Origin of the sequence: Serratia sp. CY55921, assembly GCF_052167655.1 — a bacterium.
Taxonomy (GTDB): Bacteria; Pseudomonadota; Gammaproteobacteria; order Enterobacterales; family Enterobacteriaceae; genus Serratia; species Serratia ureilytica.
Window position 1 is genome coordinate 1,040,223 of the sequence record NZ_JBJNMU010000001.1, and the last position, 12,602, is coordinate 1,052,824.

Below are 12,602 nucleotides of genomic sequence, written 5' to 3' on the forward strand. Positions count from 1 at the left end.
ATAACTGATTTTTCAATAATTTCCCGCCGGCGAGGCGACAGGCTACAGATAAAAAAAGACGGCGATCAGTCCACAGAGGATCAGGGCGGTCAGAATGATCTCGAACAGGTAGCGGCGCAGCATCAATGAGAACCCCCCGGATGAAAAAACACCCGGTGAACCGGGTGTCGTGCACGTCAAGCCTGAAGCGGTGAGGGGAACCTCACGATATTACGCTTTTTTGTGGCTGGCTTTCTTGTGGTGCTTTTTAGCCGCCTGGGCTTTTTGCGCCGGGGCTTTTTTGCCGGCTTTCTTGTGATGCTTTTTGGCCGCCTGAGCTTTCTGTACCGGGGCTTTCTTGCCGTGGTGTTTCACCTGAGCTTTAGCCGGCGCAGCGGTGGTGGTGGTTGCAGTAGCCGCAGGCGCGGTAGTGGTGGCAGCCTCGGCAGCGAAAGCCACGGAAGACAGACCCATTGCAGCGGCAACAACCAGAGCTAATACTTTTTTCATCGCAGAATCCTCAACATGACTTTTGGGTATCAACCCCACTGCGGGGCCGTTGAGATGATAGTAGGCAAACGGCGTCCGGCTTTCCGTGAGTGATTGGTTTCGGCTTGTAACCTAATGTACAGGGCGGCTGCGGCAGGAGGGATTGCTGCTATAATGACCGTCAGGCTCGATAAAAGGGATTTGAAATGAACGAGATAACGGTTCGTTGTGGCGTGACGGAACAGGGTGAGGTGCCGCTGGCCTATGAAGACTGGGGCGATGAGGCGCATCCGCCGCTGTTGTTAATCATGGGCATCGGCGCGCAGCTTTTGCTGTGGCCTGACGATTTCTGCCGCGCTCTGGTCGCCAAGGGATTTCGGGTGATCCGCTACGACAACCGCGACGTCGGCCTTTCCGGTAAAACGCGGGCGCAGCGCAAGACGCCGCTGTGGCTGTTGATGTTGCGTGCTCAGCTCGGCTGGCAAACGCCGGTGCCTTATACCCTGGCGGATATGGCGACGGACGCAGCGCATCTGCTCGATCATTTACGCATTCCTCAGGCTCATGTCCTTGGCGCCTCGATGGGGGGGATGATCGCCCAGGTGTTGGCCGCCGAATACCCGCAGCGCGTCGCCTCGTTATGCATCTTGTTTTCCAGCACCAATCAACCGCTGTTACCGCCGCCGGCGCCTTCGCTGCTGTGGTTGCTGGTGCGCCGGCCTGCCGCCGATATGACGCTGCAGCAGCGCCAGGAAGGGATGAAGGCCTTTCTGCGCGCGCTTGGCACCGCGACTTATCCGCCGGAGGAGGCGGAGCTGGATGCCCTGGTGAAGCGGTTGCTGAAGCGGGGCGTGGATCCGGAGGGCATGCAGCGGCAACTTTCCGCGCTGCTCGGCAGCGGCGATCTGCGGCGTTACAGTCGGCGCATCGCCGCGCCGACGCTGGTGATTCACGGCGATCGCGATCGGCTGGTGCGCAAGGCCGGCGGGGTGGCGATCGCTCGGGTCGTCGCCAACGCCAGATTGCAGATTATGCCGGGCATGGGGCATGATCTGCCCGCCGCGTTGAGACCACAATTGGTGACGATGATCGCCCGTCATGCGCTGGGATGAGAGGCCGATAGGGGCGCTGCTGTTTATGATTTTAGTTACAACATACTATTGGTGAGTAGCAACCCGCCACCCTGTAGCCAAGGCGTTGCCGGCAAGGAAAGCGCGCTATGTAACATTATTAGGTCAAGCAGAGGAAAAGGGCGCGGCCGTGGCCGCGCACGGGGAGAGATTACAGGTAGCGGTTTTCCAAATGCTGGCGGAAGTAGCGCGGATTGAGCGCTTCACCGGTTGCATTGGCGATCAGCGTGTCGGTTGGGAAACGGCTGCCGTGGCGCCAGATGTTATGCTGCAACCAGTGGAACAACGGCTGCAGATTGCCGGCGGCGATGTCCTCGTTCAGCGAAGGCAGGGCCTGACGCACGCTGTGGAACAGCTGCGCGGCGTACATCGCGCCGAGGGTATAAGTCGGGAAGTAGCCGAAGGCGCCGTCGGTCCAGTGGATATCCTGCATGCAGCCGTTGCGGTAGTTGCCGATGGTATCGAGGCCCAGGTAAGCGTGCATCTTTTCATTCCACAGCGCCGGAATGTCTTCCACTTCGATCTCGCCTTCGATCAGCGCTTTTTCAATTTCGTAGCGCAGGATGACGTGGGCAGGATAGCTCACCTCGTCGGCGTCGACGCGGATCAGGCCCGGTTTCACCCGCTGGTTGAGGCGAATGAAGTTGGCTTCTTCCAGCGCTGGCTGTTCGCCAAACTGCGCGGTAACCAGCGGACGCAAGATTTTCAGGAATTCATTGCCGCGCGCCAGCTGCATTTCGAACAGCAGGCTCTGCGATTCGTGGATGGCGGTGGAGCGAGCCAGGGCGACCGGTTGGCCGAGCAGATCGCGCGGCAGGTTCTGTTCGTAACGGGCGTGACCAGTCTCGTGTACGATCCCGAGCAGCGCGGTCAGGAACTCTTTCTCGTTGTAACGCGTGGTGATGCGCACATCCTCCGGCACGCCGCCGCAGAACGGGTGGGCGCTGACGTCGACGCGGCCGTTGTCGAAGTTGAAACCGAGCAGCTTCATCACGCTCAGGCTCAGCTGGCGCTGGGTGTCCACATTGAACGGGCCCTGCGGCGCCAGGCAGGGTTCATTGGCCTGTTTGGCCACCACGCGCTGCAGCAAATCCGGCAGCCAGGTTTTCAAATCGCCGAAGATGCGATCGAGATCGCTGCTGCGCATGCCCGGCTCATACAGGTTGAGCAGGGCATCGTAACGGCTGGTGCCGGCCGCCTGCGCGCGGATCTGCGCCTCTTCCCGGCTGAGTTTGACCACGTCGCGCAGATTCTCCGCGAAGCCATCCCAGTCGTTGGCCGGGCGCTGGGCGCGCCAGGCGTGTTCACAGCGGGCGCCTGCCAGCGATTTGGCTTCGACCAGCGACGCCGGCAGCAGCACCGCGTCTTCATACTGGCGGCGCATTTCGCGCAGGTTGGCGCGGTCGATCTCGTCCAGCGTCTCTTGCTGCGCGCGATCCAACAGCGCGCCGGTGCTTTGTGCCGTTAAAATCTGGTGCTGCAGCACGCTCAATTCGGCCAGGGCTTCGGAGCGCGCCTTGCTGCCGCCCGGCGGCATCATGGTTTGCATGTCCCAACCGGCGATGGCGGACAGGTGGCCGAAACGCGACAGCCGGCTAAAAAGCGCGCGCAGGTGATCGTAAGCAGACGTGTTGGAAGGTGCAGATGTCATTATTATTCGGCTCCAATGAGAAGGGTCCGGCGGTATTACGCCAGATCGGCTTTTAAACTGAATGTCGGCTTCACCGGCCAGCAGAAACGGAAGCTGGCGCCGCCGAGCGAACTGCCTTCGACGAACACCTGTCCCTGGTAGGCGACGGCGATGGAATGGACGATGGCCAGCCCCAGCCCGCAGCCGCCGGTGGCGCGATCGCGGCTGGGATCGAGGCGAACGAAAGGCTCGAACACCCGCTCGCGCTCTTCCGGCGGGATACCCGGCCCGTCGTCCTCGACCTGCAAACAGGCGAGATCGCCGTCGAACCACAACCCAACGCGCAGGCGCTGCTCGGAATAGCGCAGCGCGTTGTTGACCAGGTTATCGAGCACGCGCTCCATCAGGCGCAGATCGACGCCGCCGAAGTCGCCGACGTGCGGGATGTCGAGCTGGATGTCGCGTTCCTGATGGATAAGGCGGATATCATCGACCTTGTCCTCCAGCCACTTTGGCAGATCGATGGGTTCAATGTTTAGCGCAACCTGCGGCCGATCCAGGCGGGCATAGGTCAGCAGTTCGTCGATGAGCGACTCCAGTTGGCCGATATCGCGGTTCAGCGCCTGCTGCTCGCCTTCGGACAGGTTATCGCTCATCTCGAGCCGATAACGCAGGCGCACCAGCGGCGTGCGCAGCTCGTGGGCGATGCCGTCGATCAGCTGTTTCTTGCTGGCGATCAGGGTGTTGACGTTGTCGGCCATCTGGTTGAACGCCACGCCGAGCCGGCTCAGGCTGGAAGTGGGATCGAAGTGGGTGCGTTCATCCAGATGCCCGGCGCCGAGCCGCTGAGCGGCGTTTTCCAGTTTGAGCAGGTCTTGCCAGTGCGGCCGCATCCACAGAAACACCGGCAGCGCCAGCGACATGCCGATAAACACCAGCAACACCAGATCCAGCAGACGCATCTGGTGCAGATAGAACAGATAAGGAATGGGGCCGACCACCAACACATAGTGGCTGCGCGGAATGCGTTGCATAAAGGTGTACTGATCGTCGAGGGCGATGATTTCACCCAGCCGCAGCCGCTTTTTCAGATCCTCGCTCAGTTCCTGTTTGCCGAGCGGTTCGATATGAAGCTTGAACGACAGATTGAGATCCAGCGTGGCGATAGTCTTGTTCCAGTCCTTCAGCGGGATTTCGCGCAGCTCGCTGCGCATCAGGTACAGCGAGCTTTTCATCAAATCGTCCATCGACTGGCGGCCGGCGCGCTCGGCGGTCACCTTGTACACCAGGCCGACCAGCATCGCCATCACCAGAAAACAGACGAACAGCAACAGAAAGAACTGGACGAAAAGTTTTCTCATTGTTGCACCGATGCCCAGGCGTTAGGGGCGAACAGATAGCCCTTGTTGCGCACCGTCTTGATACGGAAAGGCTCCAGCGCGTTGTCGTACAGTTTGCGGCGCAGGCGGGAGATCGCCACGTCGATGCTGCGGTCCATGCCGTCGTAGCTCACGCCGCGCAGGTTTTGCAGCAGCGCCTCGCGATCCATGATCTGCCCGGCGTGGGTCGCCAGCTCCCACAGCAGATCGAAATCCGAGGTGGACAGGGTGATGGTTTCCTCGCCCAGCGTAACCTGACGGTTGACCGGATCGATGCACAGCAGCCCGAAATGCAGCGCGTTATGCTGGGTAAGCGGCTGAGCCGACTCTTCTTTCGGCTGCTGGCTGTGTTGACGCAGATGCAAACGCAGGCGCGCCAGCAACACCGCCGGCGGCGTGGTTTTCAGGATATAGTCGTTGGCGCCCATCTCCAGCGACAGGATATGGTTCATGTCGCTGTCGAGCGAGGTCAGCAGCACGATCGGGCCGGGGAAGGTGGGGCGCAGATCGCGGCACAGCGTCATGCCGTCTTTGCCGGGCAACATGATGTCCAGCAGCACCAGATCGGGTTGCTCGCGCTCGATGCGCGCTTGCGCGCTGTCGCCGCGCGGTTCGATCAGCACCTCGATATCGTGTTTGCCCAGATAGGCGGCGATCAGTTTGCCGACTTCAGGATCGTCTTCCACAAAAACAATTTTATGCATATGCCCGTGTTTTAATAAGAAAAGCGGATTTCAGCATAGCGCGGCCCGCGAGGTTGCGCCAAGCGGATCTTTGCGTCAGCGCAGCGGCCGCCCGCCGTCGACGCCGTGGGTGCGGCCGGTGACGTAGCGGCTCTCCAGCAGGTAGTTCACCAGATTGACCACTTCGCTCTCGCCCGGCGCGACCTTCATCAGCGACTTCGCCAGCGCCTGCCGACGATAAGCTTCGTCGTCGCCCGGATTGAAGATGATCAGCGCCGGCGCGATGGCGTTGACTTTGACTTCAGGCGCCAATTTGCGGGCGAACGACCGGGTCATGTTGTCCAGCGCGGCTTTGCTGGCGGCGTAGGCGATATGCTTGTCGCTGCCTTTTTCCACCACATAGTCGGTCAGATGGATAATGTCGGCGCCTGCCTGGCCCTGGCCGGTCAGGCAGGACTCGAGCAGTTGATTGAGCAAATAGGGCGTGTAGACGTGAATTTGCAGCATCGCCGCCATGACCTGTTCCGGCGGCACCTCCGGCGATTCCGCCTGCCAGGCGCTGGCGTTGTGGATCACCGCGCGCAGCTTGGGCGCGGCCTGCCGCACCTGATCGGCGAAACGATAAATGCCTTCATGGGTGGAAAAATCGCCCTGAATGCAGCAGGCGCCCAAGGCTTTCAACTCGGCCATCGCCGGATATTCGCTGCGGTAGGCGATGATGACCGGAACGCCGCGCTGGAGAAACGCTCTGGCGAGCGCCAGCCCTATGCGCCGTGCGCCGCCGGTAATCAGCACCGGGGCGGAGTTGTGGTGTTCCATTGATTAAAGCTCCTGGACAGACTGGCAAACAATAGGGGAATTATGCCATCATACGGCGGAAAGTCGTTAAAGCTTCGCATGATTATCCATTTCTGGATATAAGATCCACAATGCATTTCAGGTTGCCCCCGGCGGCGGCTTGAAAGACCACGGGTTAACACTGGCCATGAGAGGAATGAGGGGATGAACAGCAATCACCTTGCATCCATCGCGCGCAGTGAGAAAATCTGTTTCGACTATATGGATTTTCTGTCCGCATCGTGCAGGAAGCACTGGCGCTTTGTTGATGCTATTTATGGTGTGATGCCGATCTTCGGCATGGTGTTGAAATCGCGCGTGACCACCTCGCAAACGCGCAAAGAGCAGTTAAAAGAGTTGGCGCTGCAGGTGGTGTCGACGCAGGTCAGCGATGAAACCAACATCGTGCGCCTGATTGACCTGGCGCAGCAGCAGGGCCTGGCGGTGTTTGATATTCAGTTGCCTTATGCGCTGGAGGCTCAACAACTGGCGGCCATTCAGAAAGAGTGTGCGGAAGGCATTGCGATTACTCTGGTGGGTGAACGCATGACCGTCGCGATCCCTCCCAAAAGCTGACCGGGCATCAACCCGGCCGCCCGTTCATGGTTAGGCAATTGACTCGTCGCGATGGCCTAACCATGAACGTGATGTCTCACGCCGCATGACGGCCGGCGTCTAGAGCTGGGTCCCGGCATTCGGGCCGGAGCGCAGGGTATAAATACTGTCTATATGAATTAACACCGCGTACTTCGGCGGCTTCATTCCGTTTTTTTCCGCAAACGTCAACGCATCGTCAAACGGCTTACCCGCCAGAAACAGTTCGGGCGTGCCAACGAAGCGGTAACCGTCCAGCGCCTCGCGATCGATGACCACAACGGCCATTTTCGAGCCGGCCTTGATGTTTTTCAGCGTTTGGCCTCCGGTATTTTCGTTGTAAATCAGCGTACGGTCATCATAGAGGCGCAAAGAGCGCTTGGGGCCGATATCGGGAACGCCGTTCGGGCTGCTGGTCGCCTGCACAGGCAGCTGTTTAGCCAGCATCTTCTTCATCTCGTCATTCAATTCATTCATTACAGATGACCCTCAGATTGGTGTGTCACTTTTAATGCAAGGTAGCGGAAGCGTTGGCCGCCGGCGCGCAGACGCTGGTTTCCGGCAACCGGTGTTCGCGCAGCAAGTGCAGGGTTTCAATCCTGAAACGCAGCAGGTGCCGTTCGGCGATCTGCTGCATCTGTTCGCACAGCGACGAATCGGCCAAGAGTTGCTCGATAGCGACTCGGGCCTGATGAACATGCAGCTCGACGCCGCGCAGAGGCTTCTGCCGCAGGCGCAGATGGGTAATGTTGTTGAACGTGACGATCAGCGCGGCAAGGGCAGACTCGAAAATATTCAGCGCTTCAAATCTGGCGGTATATTCCGCATTCAGCCAGGGCTTCTCGGCGATGATCGCCTGAGCCCCCTCCAGCGCCTGTTGATAGCGCGCCATCGCTTGGCGATCGTGCCGCTGATTAAACGCCATGTTGCCCTCGGCGATCAGCGCCTCCCAGGCGGTAAACAAAGGTAATGCGTGCAGCAGTTTCTCAGCCATGAAATGCCTTCCATTTTCAGCCTGTCTTCATCCGCCGCCTGACGCCTCTCGCCAGGGGCACTCGCGTCTTACCACTAATCAATAAATGATAATGATAATTAATTGCATTTGAGATCGCAAGCGAGACGCATGGCTGACTGTGCAAAGGGGGGGGGGAACGCGGTAGCAGGGGAAAAAGAGGAAGCAAAATGCGGCTGACGGGCAGCCGCATTGACGGGACACTTTAGTGCAGCATAAACCAGCCGGCGGGTAGCGTGGCCACCAGCAGCAGTAAGATGCTGCCTTTTTCCAGGCGATTCAGCAGATTGATATCCTGATGGCCGCGGCGGGCGTACATGAACACCAACAGGCCCGGTGCATACAGCAGCACCGACATCAGCAAGTGCATCAGCCCGGAAGCGTACAGCAGCCATAAACCATAGACGCAGGCGCCGGTGGCGGCGAAGATCAGGCGCTTGTCGCGGCGACGGTAAGCCACCTTGAACAGAAATGCGCCGACCAGGAAGTAAGGCACCAGGATCATTTCCGACGCGATGGTCAACAGCGAGTTGTAGTTGCTGCCGGTCAACCAGATCAGCACCAACGCCAGCTGCACCGCGATGTTGGTCAGCCACAGCGAAGACGATGGGGCGTGATGGCGGTTCTGTTTGCCGAACACGCGTGGAAATGCGCCGTGCTGTGCGGCCAGTAGGGGGACTTCCGCCGCCATGATGGTCCAGCTGAGGTAGGCGCCGCACACGGAAATGATAAGACCGGCGGCGATGATCACGTCTCCCCACGGGCCAATCAGTTCCACCATCAGCACTGCCATCGACGGGTTGCGCATGTCGGCCAGTTCGCTGCGCGGCACCACGCCCAGCGACAGCAAGGTGACCATCAGATACACCGCCAGCGCCGACAGTACCGCCAACATGGTCGCGCGGCCCACGTCCTTCTTATTGCGCGCGCGCGCGGAAACCACCACGGCGCCTTCCACGCCGATAAACACCCACAGGGTGATCAGCATGGTGTCCTTGACCTGTTCCCATACCGGCTTGCCGAGGGCGATCCCCTGGAAGTCCAGCGTGAACACGTCCATTTTAAAGGCGATCGCCGCCAGAACGGCGAACATCCCCAGCGGCAGCAGCTTGGCGAGAGTGGCCGCAAGATTGATGCTGGCGGCGGTTTGCACGCCGCGCAGCACCAGCGCGTGCACGATCCACAGCAGGGCGGATTCGGCGATCAGCGCCTGCCAGGTATTGCCGTCACCGAGAATAACGTTGCCGCCGCGATCGGTGAAAATGCTCAATGCCGCGAACACGATCACCAGATACGAGACGTTGGCGATTACGGCGCACAGCCAGTAACCCCAGGCAGAGCAGAAGCCCATCAGCTCGCCGAATCCCTCTTTGGCGTAGGTGAAGATGCCGCCGTCCAGATCCGGGCGCAGACGCGTAAGCAACAGCATGGCAAACGCCAAAAACAGAATGCCGACGCCGGTGATCCCCCAACCCAGCAGCAGCGCGGCGGGGCTGGCGACCTGCGCCATGTTTTGCGGCAGACTGAACACGCCGGCGCCCAGCATCGAGCTGAGCACCAAAGCGGTTAGCGCGGTAAGACCGAGTTTTTTTTCCAATGACGGATCCTGAACGCAGAATAAACAACTGGAAGGGAACTGCTTGGCGGCAACAATGTGTTAACAACCATTGCGCTAATAGACAATAGCCCTAAAAATTGGCGCAAATTCTACGGAGGGATGATTAGAGATGCAATGATTGAATATGCGGAATTTACAAAAAACTATTCAACGAGCGGCGAAAAGAGCGGCAATAAAAACGGGCAGCTCAAGGGCTGCCCGATGGTAAACCGAAAAGCGGGTTTTATTTGAACAGATCGGCGCTGACGGTCAGGTTGCCGCCGCTCTTGTTCTGCCACTGGCGAGTGACGTGGTAGTACTTGGCGCCTTTCTCGGCCGCGCGTTTCGCCACTTCGGTGGACACGTCGGTCATGCTGTTGAAGTGGCCGGTGAAGGTGACGGAATCGAATGGCACCATCTGCGCGGCGGTCACGTTGTTCACTTCCTGAATCTTGGTGCCGTTAGGCAGCGTGACGGTATAGCGTTGGCCGGTAGAGGACTGGGTTTCGAAGAAACGGCCCACTTCGCGGCTTGGTGAACCGGAAGACGCGACGCCAGGAATTTCGACTTTCGCGGCTGCGGCGCCGCCGGCGGCCAGCGCGGCGCGGCCGGCGTCAGAATCGGCCGGTATGGCGTCCGGGCTCTGCACGCGGCGTTTCGGCGCATCGGCCTTATAGATGTAGGCGGTGACGAACTGGTTGCCGCCGGAGTTGGCGTCAACCTGGCGCACGATGAAGAATGAGGCGGCGCCTTTTTTCTGCGCTTCTTTGGAGATGGCGTCGTTAATGTCCGGCTGGCTGCGGTAGAAACCGCTGACGCTCACGGTATCGTAAGGCTCCAGCAGGTAGGCTTCCTCTTTAGGCAGTTCATTCACGCCGTTAAATACGCGGTATTTTGGTGTTTTGCTCACTTCTGGCGCATCTTTATGATAAAGGTCTGCGGTGACGCGCCAGTTGCCGCCGTTGTTGCTGTTGTTGCTGTCCTGGATATAGAAGGAATCGGCACCCAGTTTGTCTGCACGGCGGGATACGGCGTCGACGGCTTCATTGATCGCATTGAAGCGGCCGGTAATCGTGATGCGATCAAACGGCTTCAGCGCCGCTGCTTTCTCAGGAGTTAACTCTTGCGCCGCATGAGCGGACAGCGCGGTGAGTGATAACAAGGCTGACGCGATGATCGTGGTCTTCAGCTTCATAAAAAATCCTTTCGCCTAGCGCATTAACGTTTATAACGTACTGAACTGTTTAAGTGTAATTCAGCCGTCGATTATTACATGTAATTCTGAAAACTGTCTCAGCATTTTATGTTATCCCGTGCGACAAATCGCTGACGGTGACGCGGGTCGCACGGATGGCGCCGCCGCCATAAGTTTCCATAATAAAGGCTTTGGTGTCATTAGTGTTAATTATTCACAAAATGATAACTTTTATGCTTATCCGCCCCGCATGGCGATAAATCGTTACGCCGGGCGCAAACCTCTAATCATGCAGAATGTGCTGTTCTGTATGCATTTTTTCACTGTAAATTGCGATTTGTCATATCGCGCCCGGCGTTTTTATGTAAAAACAGGGCTGAATGCGTAAGCAATTATGGATCATCGACCTTATTTTCAGTAGGTTATAGTTGGCGTCTGAAATCAGTGCGGGCAAGTTGACGCCTCGCTCGCCGATGGCGCCGTTCTATGGGCAGGAAAATAATAAACATCATCCAAGACAGGTGAGAAGGGAACATTATGCGTATTGGTGTACCAAGAGAGCGGTTGGCCAATGAAGCCCGGGTCGCAGCCACGCCGAAAACGGTGGAACAACTGCTGAAGCTGGGTTTTACCGTCGCGATTGAACGCGGGGCGGGCAAACTGGCCAGTTTTGACGACGTCGCCTACGAAGCCGCCGGCGCGGCGCTGGTCGACGAAAACGAAGTGTGGCAGTCGGATCTGATCCTGAAAGTCAACGCGCCGCAAGACGACGAGATCGCCTTGATGCGCGAAGGCAGCACGCTGGTCAGCTTTATCTGGCCGGCGCAAAACCCCGAGCTGATGGCCAAGCTGGCGGCGCGCAACGTCACCGCGCTGGCGATGGACTCGGTGCCGCGCATCTCGCGCGCCCAGTCGATGGATGCGCTGAGCTCGATGGCCAACATCGCCGGCTACCGCGCCATCGTCGAGGCGGCGCATGAGTTCGGCCGCTTCTTCACCGGCCAGATCACCGCCGCCGGCAAAGTGCCGCCGGCCAAGGTGATGATCATCGGCGCCGGCGTGGCCGGCCTGGCGGCGATCGGCGCTGCGGGCAGCCTCGGCGCCATCGTGCGCGCCTTCGACACCCGCCCGGAAGTGAAAGAGCAGGTGCAGAGCATGGGCGCGGAATTCCTCGAGCTGGATTTTGAAGAGGAAGCGGGCAGCGGCGACGGTTACGCCAAAGTGATGTCCGAAGCCTTTATCAAGGCCGAGATGGCGCTGTTCGCCGCACAGGCGGCGGAGGTTGACATCATCGTCACCACCGCGCTGATCCCGGGTAAACCGGCGCCGAAGCTGATCACCAAAGAGATGGTGGCGTCGATGAAGCCGGGCAGCGTGATCGTCGATCTGGCGGCGCAAACCGGCGGCAACTGCGAACTGACCGTGGCCGACACCATTACCGTGACCGACAACGGCGTGAAAATCATCGGCTATACCGATCTGCCGAGCCGCTTGCCGACACAATCTTCGCAGCTGTACGGCACCAACCTGGTCAACCTGCTGAAGCTGCTGTCGAAAGAGAAGAACGGCGAGATCGATATCGATTTCGACGATACGGTGATCCGCGGCGTTACCGTGGTGCGCAGCGGTGAAATCACCTGGCCGGCGCCGCCGATCCAGGTTTCCGCCCAGCCGAAAGCGGCGCCCGCCGCCGCACCGGTCGCCAAACCTGAAGCCAAGCCGACCTCGCCGTGGCTGAAGTACGGCCTGATGGCTCTGGCGATCCTGCTGTTCGGCTGGCTGGCGGACGCGGCGCCGAAAGAGTTCCTGTCGCACTTTACCGTGTTCGCGCTGGCCTGCGTGGTCGGGTACTACGTGGTCTGGAACGTCAGCCATGCGCTGCATACCCCGTTGATGTCGGTCACCAACGCGATCTCAGGGATTATCGTGGTCGGTGCGCTGCTGCAAATTGGCCACGGCGGCTGGGTGAGTTTCCTCTCCTTTATCGCCGTGCTGATCGCCAGCATCAATATTTTCGGTGGGTTCACCGTCACTCAGCGCATGCTGAAGATGTTCCGCAAGAACTAAGGGGTAACAA

At 59.2% G+C, this 12,602-nt stretch carries 13 protein-coding genes; 4 read left to right on the forward strand and 9 right to left on the reverse strand.

Annotated features, from left to right (window positions below; translation table 11 throughout):
* Positions 1-210: 210 nt before the first annotated feature.
* Entirely contained in the window at positions 211-489 is a 279-nt protein-coding gene (gene asr / locus ACJ8M3_RS04965; protein ID WP_129993703.1) for an acid resistance repetitive basic protein Asr, read from the reverse strand.
* Between the two features lie 185 nt (positions 490-674).
* Here asr and ACJ8M3_RS04970 point away from each other — a divergent pair, with 185 nt between their 5' ends.
* Positions 675-1,580: an alpha/beta fold hydrolase gene (locus ACJ8M3_RS04970; protein ID WP_129993704.1), complete on the forward strand. Its 906-nt coding sequence runs from the start codon at positions 675-677 to the stop codon at positions 1,578-1,580.
* A 169-nt stretch (positions 1,581-1,749) separates the two neighbouring features.
* Here the strand turns inward: ACJ8M3_RS04970 and ACJ8M3_RS04975 are convergent, their stop codons facing one another.
* From ACJ8M3_RS04975 to folM, 4 genes are all read right to left on the reverse strand, one after another.
* On the reverse strand, positions 1,750-3,249 hold the full coding sequence (locus ACJ8M3_RS04975; RefSeq protein WP_108680829.1) for a carboxypeptidase M32: 1,500 nt from the start codon (positions 3,247-3,249) through the stop codon (positions 1,750-1,752).
* Between the two features lie 35 nt (positions 3,250-3,284).
* The gene (gene rstB, locus ACJ8M3_RS04980; RefSeq protein WP_033643213.1) at positions 3,285-4,589 is read right to left on the reverse strand and encodes a two-component system sensor histidine kinase RstB; all 1,305 of its coding nucleotides are present in this window, start codon (positions 4,587-4,589) and stop codon (positions 3,285-3,287) included.
* A complete protein-coding gene (rstA, locus tag ACJ8M3_RS04985; protein WP_042784624.1) occupies positions 4,586-5,311 on the reverse strand; it encodes a two-component system response regulator RstA in 726 nt (241 codons plus the stop codon). The genes rstB and rstA overlap by 4 nt, the downstream gene beginning before the upstream one ends.
* A 75-nt stretch (positions 5,312-5,386) precedes the next feature.
* On the reverse strand, positions 5,387-6,109 hold the full coding sequence (gene folM, locus ACJ8M3_RS04990) for a dihydromonapterin reductase (RefSeq protein ID WP_033643212.1): 723 nt from the start codon (positions 6,107-6,109) through the stop codon (positions 5,387-5,389).
* A 183-nt stretch (positions 6,110-6,292) separates the two neighbouring features.
* Here folM and ACJ8M3_RS04995 point away from each other — a divergent pair, with 183 nt between their 5' ends.
* On the forward strand, positions 6,293-6,703 hold the full coding sequence (locus ACJ8M3_RS04995) for a hypothetical protein (RefSeq protein ID WP_033643211.1): 411 nt from the start codon (positions 6,293-6,295) through the stop codon (positions 6,701-6,703).
* Positions 6,704-6,802: 99 nt separating this feature from the next.
* Here ACJ8M3_RS04995 and ACJ8M3_RS05000 read toward each other — a convergent pair whose 3' ends face one another.
* From ACJ8M3_RS05000 to ACJ8M3_RS05010, 3 genes are all read right to left on the reverse strand, one after another.
* On the reverse strand, positions 6,803-7,198 hold the full coding sequence (locus ACJ8M3_RS05000) for a pyridoxamine 5'-phosphate oxidase family protein (protein ID WP_033643210.1): 396 nt from the start codon (positions 7,196-7,198) through the stop codon (positions 6,803-6,805).
* Between the two features lie 31 nt (positions 7,199-7,229).
* Complete coding sequence (locus ACJ8M3_RS05005; protein WP_069100966.1) at positions 7,230-7,715, reverse strand: hypothetical protein; 486 nt, start codon at positions 7,713-7,715, stop codon at positions 7,230-7,232.
* A gap of 223 nt (positions 7,716-7,938) precedes the next feature.
* Positions 7,939-9,330 carry an amino acid permease gene (locus ACJ8M3_RS05010; protein ID WP_033643208.1) on the reverse strand — a complete coding sequence of 464 codons (1,392 nt, stop codon included), beginning with the start codon at positions 9,328-9,330 and terminating at the stop codon, positions 7,939-7,941.
* Between the two features lie 57 nt (positions 9,331-9,387).
* Between ACJ8M3_RS05010 and ACJ8M3_RS05015 the strand changes: the two genes are divergently transcribed.
* Complete coding sequence (locus ACJ8M3_RS05015) at positions 9,388-9,582, forward strand: hypothetical protein (protein WP_127897184.1); 195 nt, start codon at positions 9,388-9,390, stop codon at positions 9,580-9,582.
* Here ACJ8M3_RS05015 and ydgH read toward each other — a convergent pair.
* Positions 9,575-10,525 (reverse strand): DUF1471 family protein YdgH, encoded by a 951-nt coding sequence (gene ydgH / locus ACJ8M3_RS05020; RefSeq protein ID WP_025302966.1) that lies wholly within the window; start codon positions 10,523-10,525, stop codon positions 9,575-9,577. The genes ACJ8M3_RS05015 and ydgH overlap by 8 nt on opposite strands.
* Before the next feature lie 537 nt (positions 10,526-11,062).
* Between ydgH and pntA the strand changes: the two genes are divergently transcribed.
* Complete coding sequence (gene pntA, locus ACJ8M3_RS05025; protein WP_042784620.1) at positions 11,063-12,592, forward strand: Re/Si-specific NAD(P)(+) transhydrogenase subunit alpha; 1,530 nt, start codon at positions 11,063-11,065, stop codon at positions 12,590-12,592.
* The last annotated feature ends 10 nt before the right edge of the window (positions 12,593-12,602 follow it).

Bases quoted from the DNA above. Each gene is read 5' to 3' on its own strand.
- pntA (WP_042784620.1), top strand. From the start codon at position 11,063: ATGCGTATTGGTGTACCAAGAGAGCGGTTGGCCAATGAAGCCCGGGTC.
- asr (WP_129993703.1), bottom strand. From the start codon at position 489: ATGAAAAAAGTATTAGCTCTGGTTGTTGCCGCTGCAATGGGTCTGTCT.
- ACJ8M3_RS04970 (WP_129993704.1), top strand. From the start codon at position 675: ATGAACGAGATAACGGTTCGTTGTGGCGTGACGGAACAGGGTGAGGTG.
- ACJ8M3_RS05005 (WP_069100966.1), bottom strand. From the start codon at position 7,715: ATGGCTGAGAAACTGCTGCACGCATTACCTTTGTTTACCGCCTGGGAG.
- ydgH (WP_025302966.1), bottom strand. From the start codon at position 10,525: ATGAAGCTGAAGACCACGATCATCGCGTCAGCCTTGTTATCACTCACC.
- folM (WP_033643212.1), bottom strand. From the start codon at position 6,109: ATGGAACACCACAACTCCGCCCCGGTGCTGATTACCGGCGGCGCACGG.
- rstB (WP_033643213.1), bottom strand. From the start codon at position 4,589: ATGAGAAAACTTTTCGTCCAGTTCTTTCTGTTGCTGTTCGTCTGTTTT.
- rstA (WP_042784624.1), bottom strand. From the start codon at position 5,311: ATGCATAAAATTGTTTTTGTGGAAGACGATCCTGAAGTCGGCAAACTG.
- ACJ8M3_RS05000 (WP_033643210.1), bottom strand. From the start codon at position 7,198: ATGAATGAATTGAATGACGAGATGAAGAAGATGCTGGCTAAACAGCTG.
- ACJ8M3_RS04975 (WP_108680829.1), bottom strand. From the start codon at position 3,249: ATGACATCTGCACCTTCCAACACGTCTGCTTACGATCACCTGCGCGCG.
- ACJ8M3_RS04995 (WP_033643211.1), top strand. From the start codon at position 6,293: ATGAACAGCAATCACCTTGCATCCATCGCGCGCAGTGAGAAAATCTGT.